The sequence below is a fragment of the Fibrobacter sp. UWP2 genome (assembly GCF_900141705.1).
GTDB lineage: Bacteria > Fibrobacterota > Fibrobacteria > Fibrobacterales > Fibrobacteraceae > Fibrobacter.
Genome location: NZ_FQYM01000005.1, coordinates 89,440 through 110,062 on the forward strand (window position 1 = coordinate 89,440; position 20,623 = coordinate 110,062).

General features: G+C 51.2%; 13 protein-coding genes and 1 tRNA gene. 10 read left to right on the forward strand and 4 right to left on the reverse strand.

Features of this window, described 5'->3' with window-relative positions; translation table 11 throughout:
- The first annotated feature begins 3 nt into the window (after positions 1–3).
- Positions 4–561 carry a hypothetical protein gene (locus BUB55_RS04460; RefSeq protein WP_073188588.1) on the forward strand — a complete coding sequence of 186 codons (558 nt, stop codon included), beginning with the start codon at positions 4–6 and terminating at the stop codon, positions 559–561.
- Here the strand turns inward: BUB55_RS04460 and BUB55_RS04465 are convergent.
- A complete protein-coding gene (locus BUB55_RS04465) occupies positions 558–983 on the reverse strand; it encodes a hypothetical protein (RefSeq protein WP_073188590.1) in 426 nt (141 codons plus the stop codon). The genes BUB55_RS04460 and BUB55_RS04465 overlap by 4 nt on opposite strands.
- Positions 984–999: 16 nt before the next feature.
- A tRNA-Leu gene (locus BUB55_RS04470) sits at positions 1,000–1,082 on the reverse strand.
- A gap of 67 nt (positions 1,083–1,149) precedes the next feature.
- Here BUB55_RS04470 and BUB55_RS04475 point away from each other — a divergent pair.
- The 9 genes from BUB55_RS04475 (at position 1,150) to BUB55_RS04515 (ending at position 18,877) form a co-directional block, all read left to right on the forward strand.
- Positions 1,150–1,692, forward strand: a complete 543-nt coding sequence (locus tag BUB55_RS04475) for a hypothetical protein (protein WP_073188592.1) — start codon at positions 1,150–1,152, stop codon at positions 1,690–1,692.
- 173 nt (positions 1,693–1,865) lie between these two features.
- Positions 1,866–2,402 carry a prepilin-type N-terminal cleavage/methylation domain-containing protein gene (locus BUB55_RS04480; RefSeq protein ID WP_073188593.1) on the forward strand — a complete coding sequence of 179 codons (537 nt, stop codon included), beginning with the start codon at positions 1,866–1,868 and terminating at the stop codon, positions 2,400–2,402.
- Positions 2,403–2,410: 8 nt separating this feature from the next.
- Positions 2,411–2,881, forward strand: a complete 471-nt coding sequence (locus BUB55_RS04485) for a type IV pilus modification PilV family protein (RefSeq protein ID WP_073188595.1) — start codon at positions 2,411–2,413, stop codon at positions 2,879–2,881.
- A gap of 169 nt (positions 2,882–3,050) precedes the next feature.
- On the forward strand, positions 3,051–4,400 hold the full coding sequence (locus tag BUB55_RS04490; protein ID WP_159431927.1) for a PulJ/GspJ family protein: 1,350 nt from the start codon (positions 3,051–3,053) through the stop codon (positions 4,398–4,400).
- Positions 4,401–4,410: 10 nt separating this feature from the next.
- Positions 4,411–11,304 (forward strand): pilus assembly PilX N-terminal domain-containing protein, encoded by a 6,894-nt coding sequence (locus BUB55_RS04495; protein WP_143152896.1) that lies wholly within the window; start codon positions 4,411–4,413, stop codon positions 11,302–11,304.
- A 146-nt stretch (positions 11,305–11,450) separates the two neighbouring features.
- Entirely contained in the window at positions 11,451–13,679 is a 2,229-nt protein-coding gene (locus BUB55_RS04500) for an NADP-dependent isocitrate dehydrogenase (RefSeq protein ID WP_073188598.1), read from the forward strand.
- Positions 13,680–13,731: 52 nt separating this feature from the next.
- Positions 13,732–14,952: a LamG domain-containing protein gene (locus BUB55_RS04505; protein WP_073188600.1), complete on the forward strand. Its 1,221-nt coding sequence runs from the start codon at positions 13,732–13,734 to the stop codon at positions 14,950–14,952.
- Complete coding sequence (tsaA, locus tag BUB55_RS04510) at positions 14,952–15,740, forward strand: tRNA (N6-threonylcarbamoyladenosine(37)-N6)-methyltransferase TrmO (protein WP_234971799.1); 789 nt, start codon at positions 14,952–14,954, stop codon at positions 15,738–15,740. The genes BUB55_RS04505 and tsaA overlap by 1 nt, the downstream gene beginning before the upstream one ends.
- 119 nt (positions 15,741–15,859) lie before the next feature.
- Complete coding sequence (locus BUB55_RS04515; RefSeq protein WP_073188602.1) at positions 15,860–18,877, forward strand: diguanylate cyclase domain-containing protein; 3,018 nt, start codon at positions 15,860–15,862, stop codon at positions 18,875–18,877.
- 1 nt (position 18,878) lies between these two features.
- On the opposite strand, the gene BUB55_RS04520 is transcribed toward BUB55_RS04515, so the two are convergent.
- Positions 18,879–19,421 carry an NUDIX hydrolase gene (locus tag BUB55_RS04520; protein ID WP_073188603.1) on the reverse strand — a complete coding sequence of 181 codons (543 nt, stop codon included), beginning with the start codon at positions 19,419–19,421 and terminating at the stop codon, positions 18,879–18,881.
- Between the two features lie 22 nt (positions 19,422–19,443).
- On the reverse strand, positions 19,444–20,622 hold the full coding sequence (locus BUB55_RS04525) for an MFS transporter (protein WP_073188605.1): 1,179 nt from the start codon (positions 20,620–20,622) through the stop codon (positions 19,444–19,446).
- Position 20,623: the final 1 nt, after the last annotated feature.

Genomic DNA, 20,623 nt, shown 5'->3' on the forward strand with positions numbered 1-20,623 from the left:
CCTATGTTAAAACGGAATTTTCCCGTCATCCTGTTGCTGCTGGTGTTTGTCGCCCTGCTCGACGTCATATATACCATCCCGCGAAACGCCTTCCCCACGCCAGAAATTTCAATAGCCCCCGAGCCCGAAGAGAATTTGCAGAGCTTTACCGGCCGCGTGGTGATGCCCGGCCTCGACGACATGTACGTGCTCGAGAATACGTCGGGCCGCGATATTGAACAGGTCGAGAAGTTTTTGCAGGGGAGGGCCGCCGGCCTCCACTACCTCGCCACCGAGCATTTCAAAAATCTACGCAAAAGCAAAAAATCCTCCAAGCATGGCTTTAAGGGCGGTGATCATGGTAGCAAAAGTGACGACCTCCTTGTGGGGGTCCGCCTCTCCCTCGATTCGTTGGGCCAGTTTGAACTCAAGGAGTTCGTGTTCTCCAATACCGAGGACGAAGATTTCAAGAACCGCCTTGCCGAGCACATCAAGTACTACTGGCGCTACACCAAGTGCGCTTCTGGCAAACTTGAATTTTGGGTTCCCATCCGCTGGCTGGCGGAGTATTCTAAAAACTAGCCCTTGAGAATCTTGAGCAGCTGCGCTGCACGCTTCTCAATCAAAATAAAGGCCTCGAACATGCGGGCCTCGCGCCACTTGGTGAGGTACTTGGCTCGCCACTCGGCGGCGACCATGTCGGGCGCTTCTGGGCCGTTCTCGTTGCGGTACCACACTTCCTTGGTGATTTCCTTGATCATGTCGCCCATCTCGGCGGCGGGCTGCAACGAGCCTTTGCAAAGCAGCAGGGCGCGCAGGTTGTCCAAAAGGATCTCGTCGGTGGGTTCGTCGGCGTCGTCGCGGGCGCAGTCCCAGATTTCGCCGCGGTGGCGTTCTGTCCAGCCCATAAGGTGCTCTTCCGTTTTGGCGAGTTCGCCCTTGGCGAGCTTCTCTTCGACCGCTTCGCGCGGGTAATAAATGCTGTTCGGGTAGAATTCGATCATAAAGCCTCGAAATTAATGCCCGGGGCGGGACTTGAACCCGCACGAGGTTGCCCCCAAGGGATTTTAAGTCCCCAGTGTCTACCATTCCACCACCTGGGCAGGTTGTGCGCCCCAAATATAGCAAAATGGTGGTTCCCGGGAATCGATTTTTGCTAAATTACCCCGTATGAAACACTATATTGCCTCTTTTGCCTTTGTGGCCGCCATGGCTTCTGCCGCCCTCGCTTACGACGGCGACATGGACACCTACCACCAGTTTAAAGAAGAACTGGCGCTTGTGCGCGACAGCTATGTGTCTAGCCTCAACATGGCGATGAGCGACGCCAACGAGGCTGAACCCGAGGGCTGGTTCAAGGCCCGCGACAACGGCGAGGCGGAGGACTGGGACGATATCGAGTACGAACCGCCCCTGCCGGGCAATATCCCGCACTTGGTGCTCGAGGAAATCCCCTACGGTTTCCACCTCACGGGCAAGCACGGTCCCTACAAGTTCGATGCCAAAATCCGCGTGGTCACCCGTGACAACGACATTTTTTACGACATCACGTACAACAAGGGCTCGAACGCGGCTGCCAAGGAGGTCGTGAACGAGGTCTTCCACAACGACCGCGTGGTTTTTTACGACAACAATACACCCTGCAAGCGGGCCTCGGTGACCTGCATCCACGAGTACGCCAAGGGCACGCTCGGCAAGTCCCGTAACAAATAGTTCCAAAAAACGGCGAAATTCGCAAAAATTCTTACGAATTTCATATTTGTAAACAAAAGTTAACCGCTTTTGGGAAAATCAGTATATATTTATTAGGTGGCGCCCTATCTAGGGGTGGCGGTTTGTTCTAACTTTATGCTTAGCAACAGGTTGGAACGTTCTGGAGGAAAGAAATGAAAAAAAATGGCACCCTGAAGGCGGGGTACACCCTTGTGGAAATGCTCACGGTCGTCGCGATCATGGGGATTCTTGCTGGTGTTGGGGTGTCGGGCTTTCAGACGGCTGTACAAAACGCGCGCATCAAGGACGCGGGCATCAACGTGACCGCCTTTATGGAGCGCGCCGCCAACACGACAACGCGGATGAATACAACGTTGTGCGTGAAGGTCGAATCGGACAACAGGACGCTGAAGGCCTACAAGGGGGATTGTACCGGATCTGGGGACGAAGTCGTCGAGCAGATGTCGATGGATCCGCCGAACAAGTTCCTCCCGTCGAGCGAGGGGACGTGCCCCGGAGACGTGGACCGCTATGCACAGAACAAGGTCGAGCTTGCTCCGAAAATAGGCGTGTCGCCGATTCCGGAGGGGTGCTTCATGGTGCGGTACGGAGGGACGGACCGTTTGATGGCTTCGGTAAAGGAGCAGACAAAGTTTTCGATGTCCTATAAGTTAAGTTACAATTCCGGCTCCAGCTGGGAAATTCGTTAGGCGGTGCTATGGAAAAGCTCTTGAAAAACAAGAAGGGATTCGGGATAACGGAAGTGCTCATTTCCGCTCTTGTCCTCGGCTTTTTGTATCTCGCGCTGTTGCACATGCAGGTTGGCAACCGCGAGGCGCTTTTGCGTATCCGCGGACGCGACGGCGCCATCGAGGTCGCCCAGCAGGTGCTCGATTCGCTGAACCGCATCGGCATTGAATCGATTCCTTCGGCCCCGACTTCGTCGACGAGTTTCGAACTCGAGAAGATTTCCCGTTCCTGGGAGAGGGGGACCAAGGTGGGCGGAGGAACGTCGACCATCGAGTACACCCCGACCGTGACAGTTGCTCCAACAAATGACTACACGGCGGCGGGCGAGTCGATATACGAGCCGGTGAGCCACGTGTATGCGAAACAGGTGAGTGTGCAGGTTTCGTGGCAGTTCAAGGGGTCCACGCAGTCCATCAACGTGTCTTCCGTAATTCGGTAGGCCGTTTTTGGCGCATAAATGCGCTCAAAATCACGTTTTTGCTGAAAAAAAATGCAAAATTTTGCGTGATTTGAGCCGTTTTGAAAAAAAAAGTTTATTTTTCTAGATACGGAATGTGTAGGTATGCATCCCGTGTTTTTTCGCTATGCGCAACGTATATGAGGAAACGATGAATCTGGCTGGTCGCAAACATATGTCGGGCTCCCGCAAGGCGGGCTTTACCCTCATGGAGCTGATGGTCTACATCGCCATCATGGGGATTGTCGTCATTGTGGCGGGGCAGGCGTTCAGTGATTCCACCAAGATGCGCATCCGTACGCAGAGCATGCTCAAGGCATCCGAAGTCGCCGAGAACGTGGCTGCAATAATGAAGGATGATCTTGCTCAGATGGGAGCGAAGAGCGCGATGAATTCCGCGAATGAATTCAGCGCTGTGTACAATGATGTCTATATGGACCCCGCAAATACCGCGGCGGATAAAGTTGATAAGTCGTCCTTCAAGCTGAACTCGGCGAGTGATTTGTCATTCCGACGAGTTCGGTATAGCGACAATGGAGTCTTTGTTTCCGTTGAAGAGGTCCGGTGGTGGCTGGATGGAAAAAAATTGAAAAGATCTTGCCGTACGGTGACTACCGAGACTACGATTGCCACAGATGACCCCTGCTCTGCCACCGACGTGGCTGGTGCAACGCAAAAAGCCGTCACCTATGCGGAAAACGTGGATTCCCTTTTATTTGTCATGGCGAAACCTTCTGTTACAGAGGATGCCGTTCAGTTGTTCCCACCTTCCAATGGTGACGAATTCATGCTTTTGCAGAGGGTAGATGAGCCAGCTCACTACCATATGATGAATGTAGAAAACAATGACAATATATCCACTTTATCTGGATTCGCGTACAACTATGAGGACAATGCGGCAACAAATGTAAATACCCCAGAAACTGCGGAACGAAATCAAGTCTATGTTGCCGAAAACAATAGTGACATTCTTCCGTGGAATACCGCTTGCACCAAGAAAAAAAACAAGTTCACGTTAAAGCCTCATGTGGTGTATGAACTTTCGTTCAGTTTGCCTTATACGGGTGCCGATAACCAAGCCGATCCCGTACAAATGTTTGCTCCCGGTAGAGACCATATGTCAATCGGTTTCAGAAATAGCGACGGTACGATTCCTGCAGGCTGGAATGACTTCCTGTTCTACCCGTCAGTATCGTCAAATGCCAGCGAGAAAAGGACCATGCGCTTTAGTGTGGCGAACACCATTGAGGATGTCTGCATGGCATTTACATTCGTTAACTATCTCTCGGCAATCCATGATGGCAAGATAAAAATAAAGTCGCTGAAATTAAGACAACTTGCGACAGCAAACTACACTTTTGATGATTGGTCGCCAGAATCGAGCATTCCCCAAAAAAAGAACGTAAAGGCGATGAAATTTATTTTGAAAACTAGCCAGAACGGCGAATCTGGCAGGGTGGAAACTTTTGTCGCATTGCCTAGCAATGGACCCGAAGACTAACGGAGGCTTTATGAATATGTGGAACAAAAATGGTGTTTCACTTGTCACAGTGCTGCTATTCATGTTGGTAGCAACTATTGCGGCCACAGCGACATTCAAGTGGCTTACGTCTGAAGGCCGTAGTTCTAGTTCGCGAATGCTGCAGCGAGAGGCGTACCAAAGTGCTATAGCCGGTATTGAGTCGGCGCGTTCTTGGATGACTTACCATGGCAATGACGTCGGGTCACTTATTAAGCAGTTCGAAGATAAACAGCTCAAAGAGGGGCATAGTGTACCTATTCTCTTGAATTCGCAGTTGACGGAACTCATTCGCCCGGGGCAGAACTTTAAGGTTTGGCTTGTTGGCGTGAACACATCCAAATCTACGTACAAGTTAAAGTTGCTTTCAAAGGGCGAATCTAGAAATGGTTCGGCAAAACACAATGAACTTGCGATACTTAACGTCGATGGCCTATACCGAGTGAATATCCCGAAGGAAAAGGTTGTTAAAACGATTTCGTTTGAATACGACTATTATGGCGGATCCGTCGATGAAACTGCGGGTGGTATTAATGCGACTTCTATGGTAGTCAATGGAAACTGGACTGGAAACCCGACAGGTGTTAGTAAAAATTTCATTGTTACCGGGAATGCGACATTGACCGGTACCACCATTGTCGTCGGATCCGAAAATAACTGCATTGGCGGAGATTTTAAAGCGGAAAACGCCGGTGCCACGGGCGGCAACATATATGTGGGTGGTGATGGTACTGCGTTTAGCGGGAATTTTACGGGTAATGCCTACTTTGAAAACGAAGTCCAAATTGGTACTGGCGGAAATGGCCTTACTGTTACCAAAGATATGTACCTGGGCGACAAACTGACAATGAGGTCGCAAAAGGATATTAAAATCGATGGAAACCTTTGCCTTGGTGAAAATGCAACTGTGCAACTACATGAACATCTCGCGAATGCAACGGAATTCAAGGTCAAAGGGAATCTTTGGATACCGCCTTCAAGTAGGGATTGGCTACTCCCTACTTCGACAAACAAAATTAATTTCAGTGATTACGATATCGACAATGCCTCTAAAAGTGGATTTAAATTGTTTTTGGGTGAAAAAAAGCCGGGTATAGGTGCGGTGACGCCTAAAATCTATATGCCCAATGGGGTAAATTGTAGTTACAATAACAAATATTTTAAAGTGTACAAATCAACTGATGGCTCAGAACACAACATTGATATGGCGGACTATAATTTCGATAATGCATTCCAAGGTTGTGCTACATGGGTAGGACAAAAAGAAATCGGGTTCCAGGCTTGGGACAAAGGTGAGTATAATTCGGGTGAAAATTATTGTGTTGCTCCAGGAATTATGGGAATGGGGTGTAGCTGGTCTGTCGAAAAAAAGTGGGATGTCTATAGCGACCATTGGATGATTTTTAGAACGACTGGTAATGTTGTCGGTTCATATACGGAAGACAAGTTGGATTTCTCTTGCGGGGAATCTGCCAAGACCGCATGCAGCGACCTTTGGGAAGAAGGAACTGGTTGTAGTAATTCTAGTTATGTCGTTCCCGATATATTGAAGGCTGTGGATACGACTCTCCTTAAGCAGAGGGCGAACAGTGCTCAATGCATTGTTGATTTGTTGACCGGAGATGAAAACAACTTGAACAACATGGACGTGACGGATTTGAACAATTGCTATTCTTCTTCTGCTGCGGATGAACTTTTCAATGGTTATCTAGTGATTAGCGATGACCAAGGGAAAATCGCAAAAATGTTGAGCAACCCGAGTGGGACGCTTAGGGGTAAATTCGTTTTTTATCCTAGATATAAACCAAGTTCGACTATTGCGCTACCACCGACGACGGCCGATGCTTCCGTCCTAGTCTACCTCCCCGATGGTGCTTCAACAATCCAGCAATCGGGTTCCGGAGAACATTATAATTATTTCGTTTATTCTCTAAAAGACGTAGGCTCGCTTATGGGAAGCAACAAATGGACGGGCTCGTTCTATTTCCCGGTGAGCACCTGCGCACGTATTTCCAATATGCAAACGGCAGGAATGACGTTTGAGTCCAATTCAGACCTCATTGCGGATCTGACAAACGCCAGCCTCATATGCGACGTGAGTGTGGCCAAATGCGGATCGGGCTCGGGAGAGAGCGGCAGTAGTTCTTCAAGTGACCCGAGCAGTTCAGAAAGCTCAATAGATTTTGGCGGAGTAGACAGCTACTATATTTCGAATGCTCCACAGCTTTCAGTCTCGATAGAGTCCCAATACAAGAACAACGAGTCCGAGCCTTCCGGCAATGCAGAAAATAACGTGCAGGGTGACTTTATCGTTTTACCGAGGGTTATTTTTCTGCCGGCCGATGCTCCGGGGCATCTCGATGATTACTACAACATTTTGCGGCTTAACAAGTATCCGGCATTCGAAAAAAGTGAAGGAGACGTCAGCTGTGATGCGGGTCTGCCTACTTCGGGCCTTTTGTCGGACCCCGCTAATCTTGCAACCGGCCAGTATCGCTGTACATACAGCTACAACAACAAGAATGTTAAGTTCTACGTTATCGTGAGCGGCCCCCAGGGCACGGACCCGCCCATCGGATTTAAAGAATCGTTCCATGAACTTGAAGCGACTGATTCCTATACTGTCAAACTGCACGTCCCTGCGCATGCAGCTACCTTGACGGTCAATTTCCAAAAACCCGATGATATCGATGATTGGAATGTTCAGCCTGCATCGGCTGCAGTTAATTGTGCAATGTCGCTATGCAATGTTTCGATACCTTCTAACGCTTCTGAGCAAGACATCGACTTGTTCAATGTTACGACTTCGGGAGCCGAATCAGGCACGGCGATATTTACTCTCCGCCCAGGTGTCGGCTATAATGTTGGTGTTCCCGGCACGCTCACGCTCCAAATTCAGTCCAATCTGACGGTATACAGAGAAGAGGCAACTGCGGAACAATTGCAAGCGTATTGCGACGAGCACGACGGCTGCCCGGAAGATGTTTCCAAATGGCCTGAATGTCAGGATGTTGTAGAGCCCTGGGTGTTGATTTCGGGGTCGATGTGCGTAACGAAGGAAGTCAACAATAGGTGGGTTTGCGCGACGGCGAGCGATATTAGCTTGAACGCCTCGGACAATGTTCCTGACGGTTGTATTTCGATTGTACCCGATGAAGTCTTGCTGCAGAGTACATTGGTCAAAGGTGATGACCGCTATCTGCACGCAAGTTTAAAGGCTCAACAAATTCCATTCAGGTTTGGATTTGCCGGCAAGGATGTCCCTAATGGCACAAAGATTTGGGCTACAGTCTCGCATTCTTCGTTGGCTAGTAGGAATGGCCTAAAGAAGGTGTGTACTTTCGGCACGGATGTTAAGGAGATTGGTGCAACTTGCACGCTAGATGTCTTCTCTGGTGAACGTGTGCGCCTTTCCTTTGATGATGATGATAACGACGAAAATGATGCAAAGCCTACTGGTTTCCATTATTGGAGTTGTACCGGTGACAATTGCCCTGTGGACAATACGGATGCACCTCGCTTCGCTCCGTTTGCCATTAGTGCAGCCAACAATGCGGTATATGCGCACTTTAACGAGCTAGACAAGCATTGCTTCTTTGATGAGTTCAAAAAGGGAATGGACTGTACGGACGACGGATATTGCATAGGCTATTCCGGAGAAAACGCAAAGTGGAACGTGATTGCGGAAAGCGGGTCCGACACTCCGCTTGATCGTCTTGAATATGGCGATGGCTACATCGCTCTCAAGTCCGGTGCTGCAAGAGGCGCCAACAAGCAGAACGTGACCCTTATGAGCACGGCTGTTGCAGGAACTAGGGGGTATCTCAAAGCTCAGTTCCGCCCATCTCGATTGCTCACTGTTAATCAGGCAAGTCTACCGTCAACTGTCACGAATTCTGGATTCTTTATCCATGCCGATGAATCTGCCGGCAACGGCTTGTTCCTTACCATATACATTGATAAGGATTCCAAGGTTGTAGCTCGTTTACTTGACAACGCTGAACCGAAAAATGTATATGAAAAATTCTTGAAAAAAGATGGCAACTCGCTGGTTATGCCTCAATCGGAGCCATTGATCACGTTGACGGTTGATGTGGTTGAAAATCGGCTAACAGTTTCTGTAATAAAGGAAAGGTACTATGGTGACCAGCCGGAAACCTACACGGCTGTTTTCGAATTGGAAAATTACTCACCGACTGGGGAATATGTCGGGCTGCGCTTGGCGGACCCGAGCATCAAGCTCTATGACATCGGCTGGAAAAGCGACACCTATTTTGCAGAATGTTGGGATACCTACCCGACTCTGAGCTGTTCTTTCAAGGGAACGTTCCCCGGGGCCGTAGTTCCCAAAGGCAAGGATGTTCTGCCTTGGGTTGGGCTTTCAAGCTGGTTTGACGCCAAGGGGTGCTATCGCAAATACTATTATCAAGGCGATGATGCCTGCAGTGCAGGAAACAGCGATTATAGTCCATGCTCGCCCTCCTATAATTTCTCGGAGACGGGTGCTCACGGATATACCCAGGATGGGGTCGAAATAAAAACTGCTCGAGCCGGAGTCGGCGACTGCTTCAACCTGGGCGATGAGAAGGACAAGTTCCTTGCTCAGTCGGAATGGGCTCATTGTGGGGCCTTCTGGGTTGGCGAACAGAAAGAGTGCAAAAAAACTGTAGATTTTTTGGGTGATATTGCATCTAGTGTTAGTTCCGCTGTTACCAACTTTAATTTAGTGACGGGAACTGCGAACGTTCGTTCTTCTGACATCGTTGTTGAGTTGGAAGATAACAATGAACGTCGCCGCGTCGAAATTTACCTGTTGAGCCAAGAAGACATTGGCGCTCCTGTACACTATAGCAAATCGGGCTATCTAACTTTTGAAGCGGGTGGCTCTAAGACAGCAAGCATCAAGGCCGAGGAACTGTTTGATGCGGATGGATTCAATCCTGAAAAGGTATACGGCATTGCGTTGCTGGTTCTGGAAGGGAGTGCTGTAAATGTCGACAAGCTCTATTCTTATTGCCCGAAAGCGCCTGTTTGCAAGGATAGTAAGGTGGAGTATATAGGAGACCATTGGCTTGTAACAACAAATTTGACAAATTATGTTAATACTGTCGGGACCTTTGTTGTGCAAGAGAATAACAACTACATAACTCCTGACTATACGTGCACGAATGATGGGTGCGATTATGAGGAGCTTGCATCTCCTACTAATACCGCAAAGTACAAATTCTCAATCGAGGATAATCCGTGGAGTGGACATGTAGGTGACACGTATAGGTTTACAGTAACGTTGACAACAAAGAGTGGAGACGAACTGAATTGTGGCCAAACAAACGAGAAGAAAATTGATCCTGTTGCTATAAGTTGTCTTGGTCTTACGACTGACAACCCCGATAGGCTTGTTGGTGGAGGTCTTCCTCAGTTTAAGTACAAGGTGGGCAATTGCCCTCCGACCGGTTGCCCGTGGAAGATTACTCTCGAAAGGGGTGGAAACTGGGTGGCTGATATTACGAGCGGGACTGCAGCTACTGTTGGCACTGATGGTGTGAATACGGATTCTGACGCTGCAAATACGGAAGAAGATCCTTTGACGGCAGGGACTGGGTACTACTTTAAGTTGCAGCCTGTCACGGGCGATGATGCAATCGACTTTGACCCCTGTGAGTCTGGCAAATTTGAAATCAAGGAAGTTGTCTCCAGTAGCAGTGAGCAGAGTAGCAGTTCTAGTGAAGAGAGTAGCAGCAGTGAAGAAGAAAGTAGCAGCTCTGTCGCTTCGAGCAGTAGTGCTGGGGGTGGATTCTCTTGCACTTACACAGGTACAACAGGTGTAAAAATCCAGGGAGGAGTCGGCAATCAAAATTTGACTTCGACAAACGCACCGCATGCACAATATGACCTGTACATTGATGGTGAAAAAAAGGTTTCCGGTACTTGGGGACTTGGATTCAATTTTACTACACCTACTTCGCTCGGCAACCATACCTATAAGGTTACTAAAATGGGAGAAACTGCTGCACAATGTCAGGGATCTTTTGAAGTGGTCGACCCGTTGGAATGTAGTGTCGATGATGTAATTCCATTGAATGTTGCAAGTACATTTAGCGTGTCCGTGATGACTGGCTTTAGTTGCTCAAATTGCAATTACACTAATGTTAATTGCGGATCCAGTTGTAACGGAGGGGGTGTAACCAATTACAACTTTACGCTAACAAACATGAATACAACAGAATTGAAGGTAAAATGTCAGTGCAACGACAACATCTATCAGACATGTACAAAATCTGTCAAAGCTGTTCGTACCGTACCGACGTTTAGTTGCAAAACGGGGCTGAAAGCCACCGTAGGTGAAACGAACAATGTGAAAATTGTTTTGCAGGGTGTCACTGGTTGTGATGAAAATAGCCCTTGGTGTCTCTCCAGCATTACGGGAGACGATATCAGCGTGCAAAATGGGATTAATGTAGGCGATGGTACGGTGAATCTTGGTGCCTTCACAGATACAGGAACTGATGGGGTAAGCAAGAGTTACACCGTCACTCTTGAAAATTCTGCCGGCGTCAGTGCACCGAAAAATTGTAGTGTGGAGTTTGCCGCAGGTTCCAGCGGAACGACAATCGCAAGTGATGTTTGGGAATTCACTAATCCCAGTGGCACGGAATTTTGTTTTGATGAGCACCCCGTTCAATATGATTGGCAATCAAAAGCCCATATCAGATGTGAATCAGGCAATAATGCGAATGGTCATGTTACTTTAGATGGAACAGAAGCCTCGCATGGGTGGGAAACTGTAGAAATTACAGTTGATTTGGATGGAAATAAAAAGTACACAGGATGCCACACTGCATCTCGAAGAGATGGTGGCGATGTAAAATGTTACTTTGGATGGTAATTCGATAGAAGTGATAAGCTGTTGGCCGTAGCGAAATTTTTAACCCCAAAGGCACCCCACTCAAGGGGAGCCTTCCCTTTACCCCTAAACAATTAAAGCCCCAGGACTCACCGTCCGGGGTTTTCTTTTTCTATCTTTATCCTCGTATGAACGCAAAGATTTTTTATACCCTCACTGACGAGTCGCCCTTCCTTGCGACGCAATCCCTCCTCCCGATTGTAACCGCCTTCGCGAAGACTGCGGATATCGACGTGGAAACCAAGAACATCTCGCTCCCGGCGCGTATCCTCGCGGCTTTCGCCGATACGCTCCCCGCGGGCACGACATTTGCCGGCAAGCCCGTGACCGACGATCTCGCTTTCCTCGGCGCGCTTACGCTCAAGCCAGAGGCGAACATCATCAAGCTCCCGAATATTTCGGCTTCCGTGCCGCAGCTCAAGGCGGCCATTGCCGAGCTTCAGAAGAACGGCTATGCGTTGCCCGATTATCCGGATGCCCCCGCGAACGACGAGGAGAAGGTTATCCGCGCCCGTTACGACAAGGTGAAGGGCTCCGCGGTGAACCCGGTGCTCCGCCAGGGCAACTCCGACCGTCGTGCCCCGAATGCGGTGAAGAACTTTGCCCGTAACAATCCGCATAGCAACGGCACGTGGAATGCCTCCGTGAAGACGCACGTCGCGAGCATGCAGGCCGATGACTTCTACGGAAACGAAAAGTCCATCACGCTTGCCGATGCCGATACGTTCAAGATTGAATTCGTTGATGCTGCTGGCGCCGTTACCGAACTCCGTGCCGCTAAGCCGCTCCTGAAGGGAGAAATCCTCGACGCGACGGTGATGCGCATGGCTTCTCTCGAAAAGTTCATTGCCGATGCGATGGCCGAAGCCAAGGCCAAGGGACTCCTCTTCTCGGTACACCTGAAGGCCACGATGATGAAGGTCTCTGACCCGGTGTTGTTCGGTGCCTTTGTGCGCGTGTTCTTCAAGGATGTTTTCGCGAAGTACGCCGACCTGTTCAAGGAACTCGGGATTGACGCGAATAACGGCCTGGGCGACTTGTACAAGCGTCTCGAAGGCAATGCCAAGGAAACCGAAGTCAAGGCCGCCATCGATGCCGCACTCGCTAACGGTCCGGACCTCGCCATGGTCGATTCCGCGAAGGGCGTTACGAATTTGCACGTGCCGAGCGACGTCATCATCGACGCGAGCATGCCCGCGATGATTCGCAACTCGGGCTGCATGTGGAACAAGGATGGCAAGCTGCAAGAGACGATCGCCTGCATTCCGGACCGCTGCTACGCTGGCATCTACGACGAGACTATCGAGTTCTGCAAGAAGAACGGCGCGTTCGACCCGAAGACGATGGGAACCGTGCCGAACGTGGGCCTCATGGCGCAGGGTGCCGAAGAATACGGCAGCCACGACAAGACCTTCATTGCCAAGGCAAAGGGCGTTATCCGCGCCGTGAACGGCAAGGGCGAAGTGCTTCTGCAGCAGGACGTGGAAGCCGGCGATATCTTCCGCATGTGCCAGGCGAAGGACGCCCCCATCCGCGACTGGGTGAAGCTCGCAGTGACGCGCGCCCGCGTCAGCAACACTCCGGCGATTTTCTGGCTCGACCCGAACCGCGCGCATGACCGCGAAATACAGAAAAAGGTGGAACTCTACCTGAAGGAACACGACCTTGCCGGACTCGATATCAAGATTATGAGCCCGCGTGAAGCGATTGTGGCGACGATGACCCGCGCGAAGGCCGGCCTCGATACCATCGGCGTTACCGGCAACGTGATGCGCGACTACCTCACGGACCTCTTCCCGATTCTTGAAGTCGGAACGTCTGCCAAGATGCTTTCCATTGTGCCCTTGATGGCCGGTGGTGGCCTCTTCGAGACGGGCGCGGGCGGTTCCGCTCCCAAGCAGGTGCAGCAGTTCCTCGCCGAGAACTACCTCCGCTGGGATTCTTTGGGCGAATACTTCGCGCTGGTGCCTTCGTTCGAGCAGGTCGCCTCGCAGACCGGCAACAAGAAGGCGAAAGTCCTCGCCGACACTCTTGACGCGGCGAACGGCCTGATTTTGGAGAATAACCGCACGCCTGCACGTAAGATTGGCGAACTCGACAACCGCGGAAGTCACTTTTACCTGGCGATGTACTGGGCACGCGCCCTCGCAAACCAAAAGGACGATGCGGAACTTGCGCAGAAGTTCGCGCCGGTCGCCGATGCGCTTGAAGCCCGCGAATCGGAAATCGTCTCGGCGTTTGCCACGGCTCAGGGGCAGCCGGTTGATATCGGCGGCTATTACCTGCCCAAGGCGGAACTCTTGAAGAAGTGGCTGCGTCCGGTTGCGGTATTCAACGAAGTTATCGACGCCGTCTAATCCGGTTTGCGCCGAAAAATATATGTTTAGAAGCAGAAAAAGGAGAACTGTTATGAACAAGCTGCTTCAAAAATCGTTTGTGGCTTTCGCCGCGTCGGTGTTCCTGATGGCATGTGGTGACGATGATTCCTCTTTTGATGCGCTGGAAAAGCCTAAAGGGGATTACTGCAATGTCATTTCGGAAGATCCGCTTGTCATCGAAGCTGTCGAGTATGGTTTCTATAGCAAGACCATGTTCGAATTCGACAATGGCGATGTTGTCGAAACCGTAGAATTTGAAAGCCATCAGGCTGCGGAGCTGGCCTGCTCGGAATATGCGAAAGATTCCGATTACAGAAGCGTGGAGTGTAGCGACAAGTCCATCGTGGCGGTTGGAAAGGAAACCTTCACGGCTAGCGAATACAAGCGAATGATGGTTGCGTTCGCGTCTGCGTGTGAAGAAGTGAACGAAGCCATGAGTTCTTCGAGTTCTGCGAAGTCATCGAGTTCTGTTGCCCCGTCCTCGAGTTCGGTGAATTCTTCTTCGAGTAGCGTTGGCAATGATGAAGTTATGTCGGCCATGTATGTTCAGTATTGGAATAGCAATGTGGTCGCACTGAATGCCGATGATCTTGAGGGCTGTGAAGATGGCGCCCTTCCCGATGATATGGATCAGTACGAAATCGCGTATGAATTCAACGACCCGTACGACCTGGGTGCCGACTATATCGGTGAAAAAACAAATGCGTACCAGGATGTCAAGGTGCCGGGTGTATTTGCCGAGTGCGGAAGCATCGTCCTTGACGGGACTAATGGACTGATTGTCCCGAAGAATGATATCTTTAGGACCAAGGGCTTCGTTGTCGAGGTGCGCTTTATGCCGACGGACGAAGGTGACCTTGCGAACCTCTTTGTCGCGGACCCTCCCGGCAGTGGCGTCGACGGCTGGCAGGTCCGCTTTGATGGTACTGAGGCCCGCTTCCATATTCGCGACGGAAGTGAGGGCGGTTGGAACATCTATAATGCGGGTGAAGTTTCCCTGAACGAATGGCACGTGTTCCGCGTGAAGCTTTTCCCGACCAAGTCTGATGACGGTATCATTTCTTATACCCTGAGTCTCTCTTTGGACGGAGTGAGTTTCGAGGGAACTCCGTTCAAAGGTGATGTTTCCGATTTTGATTTCGATGTGGGAATCGGCTATGATGCCGTGTACCAGGGAGAGCATGAACGTAGAACGTTCAAGGGAAAGATTGACTATATCCGTTATGGGAGAATTACGGAAGACGGCCTGTAATGCAGATTGAACCGATTGGAATATTCCACGGCGATGCCGTTTATAAGTATGACGTCCCTCGCCAGGGGCGTCTTTTTGCGGGACATCCGGGGCGCATTGAACTTGCGAAGGGGCAAAACTTCGAGACGGCGCTTCGCGACCTCAATGGCTTTGAACGTATCTGGGTGATTTTCCAGTTTCACGAGAACGAAGGCTGGCGTCCGACAACGCGCCCGCCAGTACCTGCCCCGGGACGAGACCGCATTGGCACCTTCGCGAGTCGCAGCCCTTACCGCCCGAACCCCATCGGTCTCAGCTGTGTGCGGCTCCTCCGGGTGGATGGCCTTACGTTGTACGTGGACGAGGCTGATCTCTTGAACGGGACTCCGGTCCTAGACATCAAGCCGTACATCCCCATGGCCGACGCCTTCCCCGGGGCGCGTGCGGGCTGGGTCGACGAGCAGGCCCTGGACCTGTGGACAATCGAAACGTCTCCCGAGTTTGAGGCGCAGAATCGCTGGCTGTTGGAAAACGCCGGTTTTGACCTCAAGAGCTTTGCACAGGTGCAGTTGGCATGTGGCCCGTTTGACGTGACGCGTAAACGCATTGCACTTAACGAGTGTGCCTGCACGGGCGAACTTTCTTACAGGACGTTCCGTATAGATTTTGAGTATGGGGAATCGGAAAGGCGAATTTCCCTCAAAAAAATTCGTTCTGGATATTCCGAGCTGGAGCTGGACGAAGTTGCCGATATTTACAAGGATAAGGCAATTCATAGGGGCTTCCTGGCTTGTTTCGGTGTGACTTGACTCGCACAAACACCCTAGAATCGCTATTAGAAAAGCCGGCTTTTGTTGTAAAACGGTCTTTTATTTTCATAAATTCGTGTATATATTAAAAGCGTAAACTTTTTGTAAGTGGTTTAGGCATGGATTATACTGTCTTGAATACTTATGTGGCTGTTTCGTTCGTCATTGTTATGGCGATGGCGTGGGCGATTTACAGGCTGATTCCCATTGACAAGCCGGCGAGGATTCTGGCGGCTTCCGGTTTCTTTTCGATAGTCTGCGTTGTCAGCTACTTTGTTCGCGTAACGACGGACGTCATTGGCGTTTTTGCCTGGATGACGACCGTGCACTTGATTTGCGTGGATTTCACTCTGCTCCTCTTTTTGATGTTTGTTGTCCACTATACGCAATACCACACAACAAAATCCTTTATTGCTTTTGCACGGATTTCTGGCGTCTTTGTTTTAGTTGATGTCGTTTGCCTTTTGATCAACCCGTTCAAGCGAATTGTCTTGGACTTTGGCATGCGTTCGCCGGAGCCGTTGTATTCAAAGGTGATTTATGCGGCCCAGCATCCGCTTTACTACTTTCACATGGGCTTAGCCTATGTTTTGATTTTTGCTATCCTCACGGTTCTGGTAAAGCGAATGCTTTCGGTGCCTGCCGAGTTCGCTAGGCAGTACAAGTTCACAATTGTCGGGCTTTTTGTAGTGTTCCTCTTTAATGTGGCGTCTGTCTTCATTCTTGGCAACAAGAGTTTTTTGAATTTCTCTGTAGGTGTTTATGCCTTGATGGGTTACGTCACTTACCTGTTCGCCTACAAGTTCGAGAACTACATTATGCTCAATTACTTTAAAGAGAGCGTGTTCGAGAACGTGTCGCAGGGGATTGTGCTGTTTGATTTTGAAGGCGACATGCTGATGCGCAACACCAAGGCGGTCCGCATGCTTCCGACGGTGCTGTTCGACGACCACTTGAGCAAGAAGGAGTTTGAGCAGGCGTGCAACATTGTGGTTGATGAGGAGCGGAACCTGGATGTGGTCCCGCTCCAGTGTACCATGAACTTGAAGACCGGCCCCGTGATGCTGCGTTGCGACTACCGCAAAATGCGCAACAGTTCGGGAACCCTCCTGGGTTACCTTTATGTGTTTGCCGACTTGGGCATGGAGGCGGACTTGCTGACGGGCTACCACAAGTGGGAGAGCTTCAAGAACTTTACGCTCGAAAACGCAAGCACCTTTGCGTTGCCCATGACGGTGATTCTCGCCGACATCAACAACCTGTCTGTGGTGAACAGCGTGGGCGGCAAGGAACGCGGTGACCAAATGCTCAGGGAGTTCGCCAGGATCCTTCGTGAAGAATTCCCCAAGGATGCCTACTACGTCCGTGCCACGGGCGCAACATTGGCGCTGTTCTGCTACAACATGCCGCGCGATGTGGTTGCCGAAAAAATGGAAGCCGTTCGAAAAAAATTCGGGGCCGGGTTCCTCTATGCGCTGGAGCGCGCCACCGAAGACAAACCGAATATTTTGAATGCGGTGGAGACGGCCTACAAGGCGTTGTACCAAAAGAAACTGGTAGACCGTGACAGCAAGCATTCCGATTTGCTGAATTCCCTTTTAAAAACCTTGCGTGAGCGCGACCCCCATGCCGACGCCCATATGGAACAACTTAAAAAGTGGAGTGCTGGTTTGGGTCCGCGCTTGAACCTGACCGACAAGCAACAGAGTGATTTGGAATTGCTGTGCATGCTGCACAACATTGGAAAAATCGCCGTGCCTACAGAGATTCTCAATAAACCTTCGGCGCTCACTGCAGATGAATGGCGCTTGGTACAGGGGCATGTGGAGAAGGGAGCGCAGATTGCCAAGAGCGCGAAGGACTTTGCGGGCGTAGCCGACCTGATCCTTCACCAGCACGAACGCTGGGATGGCAAGGGCTATCCCGATGGTCTGAGCCGCGAAAGCATCCCTCTCCTTTGCCGCATTGTGAGTGTGCTGAATGCCTACGACGCCATGCTGAGCGAACGTCCGTACCGCAAGGCGCTCACGAAGTCGGTTGCCATCAAGGAACTGCGTGCCTGTGCGGGAACGCAGTTTGACCCTGCGGTCGTGGCAGAATTTTTGCAGGTGCTGAATGAGTCCGGCGAGAACATTGCGGTCGCGGCGACTGCCGGCGAGGACCCCGATCGCGCCCGTCTGCATGTGCCCTCGGTCGATGCCATGGCCTCGATGAAGGCGATGGTGCAGGAACTGGACGAACACGTCCCTCACGTACACACCATCCGTTACAGTCGCTACATTCTGGATTCCAAGAACAAGATTATCTCGGTGGATGACAACTTCGAGGTAATGACGGGCTATACCCGCGAAGACATCCGCGAAAAGAAACTGTCGCAAGACGACTTGATCCCGCCTGAGGACTTGACGGAATACCTGTGCTTGACTTCTGAAGTTCTCGCCAACAACCAGATTGCGTATTTTGAACATCGCATCCGCTGCAAGAACGGTTCCATGATTTACGTGTTCTGCATGGGGAGGGTCTATTACGACTCTGCCACCCGTGAATTTTGCAGCGAAATCATCATCCACGACAGTTCCAACACTTTTGCCATGCGTATGATGAAGCACGACGAAAACGAAAAATCGCAGCGTCAGTTGCGTCAATGGGAAGACACGTACCGCAAGGACTCCTTGACGGGCGTGTTGAACCGCTCCGCCTTCCAGAGTGATGTCGAAGAAAAACTGCTCGACGAAGAGACCAAGGTGATGCTCCTGATGATTGACGTCGACAACTTCAAAGGCTACAACGATACGTACGGGCACCGCGCCGGCGACGAGTACCTGATCCAGGTGGCCCGCGCTATCCAAGGCGCACTTCGTGGCAGCGACTTGGCATGCCGTATGGGTGGCGATGAGTTTGCTGCGGCACTGTTCTTTAAAAGGAGCTGCGAAACTTCGTTTATGCACGTGCGCGCCGGACAAATTTACGAGAGGATTATGAATGTGCTCCAAAAGGAGGAACACTTTACGGGACTCTCGATGGGTGTGGTGGTCGCCGAAAAGGAGGGCACAACGTTCAAGGACCTATACGAAGCGAGCGATAAGGCGCTTTACAACTCCAAGGAAAGTGGCCGCGGGCGAATGTCAGTGGGCTAAACTACTTTTGGCTTAAAACCCACCGGTAGTATCCGGCAATTTGTAGCGGATGGTTGAACGAACCGTCCGTTATTTTTTTGTGCAGGTCTTCGTCAGAGATAGTCGAGGTCTCTATATCCTCGTTGTCGTCAAAATGGGTGTCTCCGTTACGGGAAACGCCATCAATAAAGACTACATGGAATTTTCCACGGTGACGGTCGGGGTTGACCGAGAATTCGCCGAGGTACGAAACCGACGGGGACGCGGCGGCAAAACCGGTTTCTTCTTGAAGTTCGCGGATGGCCGCCTGCTCGGGCGATTCAGCGTTGTTGATGATGCCTGCGGGAAATTCGAGCGCGATGGTTCCGGAACCGTGACGGTATTGGTGCGTCATGACCCACTTGCCTTCTGCAGTGCGGGCGAGAATCAGCACCCAGTCGGGTTGCCATAGCGTGTAGAAGTCGTCGATGACTTTGCCGTTCGGGAGTTCGCATGTTTCCTTCGCGACCTTGAGCCAGGGGGTGTCTACCAGGTATTCCTTGTCAAGCAGTTTCCAGAGTTTCATATCGTGATGCTTTCCGCCGGGGTTATCCTTCCAGTTTGTTCTTCAGGTAATGCCTTGCGGTCCATGTGAAATATAAAATGTCTGCGACTACAAGCGCGATGGCGCAGGTGAGAAATACCTGCTGGTGCATGCCGAAGTGTTCCGCCATCGAGCCTCCCGCGAGAATGCCGATACCGATTCCGATATCCCAGCCGCTGAGGTATGTGCTGTTTGCGGTGCCGCGCTGGTCGTGGCGGGCGAGGTTCACGCACATCGTCTGGTAACCTGGGAAAATGAGCCCGAGGCTTGTGCCGATGAGGAATGCCGATGCGAAGAACGTGACAGGCGAATGGCTGAAAGCGAGCAGGAAGTAGGCGATGATGTTGAGCGTCATGCCCGTGCCCACGAGGTGCACGAGGTAACCGCGGTCAATGAGGCGGCCGGTCATAACGCGATTGAGGATGAGCCCTGCCGCGATGAGCGCATAGAACCAGCCGGAACCGCCGATGCCGAGTTCCTTGGCGTAAAGCGCGATGTAGTTGGTGACAGGGCCGTAGGCGAACCCTACGAAGATGAAGTTTGCGAATTGCGGGACGGCACGCGTGAGGAAGAACCTGTCGAGCGAAAGCGGAGCGTGCGGTTTCTTTTCTTTGCGCGGGACGTTCAGTGTTTGCACGAGAATCAGTCCGATGACGCAGAGCGCGATGGAAATGATAAACACGATGGTGTCGCCGAAAGCCTCGTACAGGAACATGCCTGTCATGGGGCCCGTGGCAAACGCGAGATTCACGCTGATGCCGAAGTAGCCGATGCCTTCACCGCGGCGGCTTGCGGGGAGAGCGTCGATGGCGACCGTGTTACTTGCGGTCGTTGAAATCCCGAAACACAGCCCGTGGGCAAAACGCACGGCGGCAAGAATCGGCAGGAATGCTACCGTCTTGTAGCCCAAGAAACAGGCGGTAAACGCGAAGAAGGTCCAAAAGTACAGGGGCTTGCGGCTAAGCGTATCCACCAAGAAGCCTGCGAACGGTCGGCAGGCGAGCGCGCCGATGGTATACAGTGAAATGATGATGCCCGCCGTCGCATTGTCCGTCTGGAACTTCTCGATGATGAACATCGGGAGGATGGGCAACAGCTGGTAAAAGCTGAAGAACAGCAAGAAGTTTGCCGCTGCGCAAGTTGTGAAGTTCCGCGTCCAGAGAGCTGGCTTTTTTTCCTCCACG

Excerpts from the sequence above, each read along its gene's own strand:
- BUB55_RS04460 (WP_073188588.1), top strand. The coding sequence starts at position 4 with ATGTTAAAACGGAATTTTCCCGTCATCCTGTTGCTGCTGGTGTTTGTC.
- BUB55_RS04475 (WP_073188592.1), top strand. The coding sequence starts at position 1,150 with ATGAAACACTATATTGCCTCTTTTGCCTTTGTGGCCGCCATGGCTTCT.
- BUB55_RS04500 (WP_073188598.1), top strand. The coding sequence starts at position 11,451 with ATGAACGCAAAGATTTTTTATACCCTCACTGACGAGTCGCCCTTCCTT.
- BUB55_RS04505 (WP_073188600.1), top strand. The coding sequence starts at position 13,732 with ATGAACAAGCTGCTTCAAAAATCGTTTGTGGCTTTCGCCGCGTCGGTG.
- BUB55_RS04480 (WP_073188593.1), top strand. The coding sequence starts at position 1,866 with ATGAAAAAAAATGGCACCCTGAAGGCGGGGTACACCCTTGTGGAAATG.
- BUB55_RS04515 (WP_073188602.1), top strand. The coding sequence starts at position 15,860 with ATGGATTATACTGTCTTGAATACTTATGTGGCTGTTTCGTTCGTCATT.
- tsaA (WP_234971799.1), top strand. The coding sequence starts at position 14,952 with ATGCAGATTGAACCGATTGGAATATTCCACGGCGATGCCGTTTATAAG.
- BUB55_RS04490 (WP_159431927.1), top strand. The coding sequence starts at position 3,051 with ATGAATCTGGCTGGTCGCAAACATATGTCGGGCTCCCGCAAGGCGGGC.
- BUB55_RS04465 (WP_073188590.1), bottom strand. The coding sequence starts at position 983 with ATGATCGAATTCTACCCGAACAGCATTTATTACCCGCGCGAAGCGGTC.
- BUB55_RS04485 (WP_073188595.1), top strand. The coding sequence starts at position 2,411 with ATGGAAAAGCTCTTGAAAAACAAGAAGGGATTCGGGATAACGGAAGTG.
- BUB55_RS04520 (WP_073188603.1), bottom strand. The coding sequence starts at position 19,421 with ATGAAACTCTGGAAACTGCTTGACAAGGAATACCTGGTAGACACCCCC.
- BUB55_RS04495 (WP_143152896.1), top strand. The coding sequence starts at position 4,411 with ATGAATATGTGGAACAAAAATGGTGTTTCACTTGTCACAGTGCTGCTA.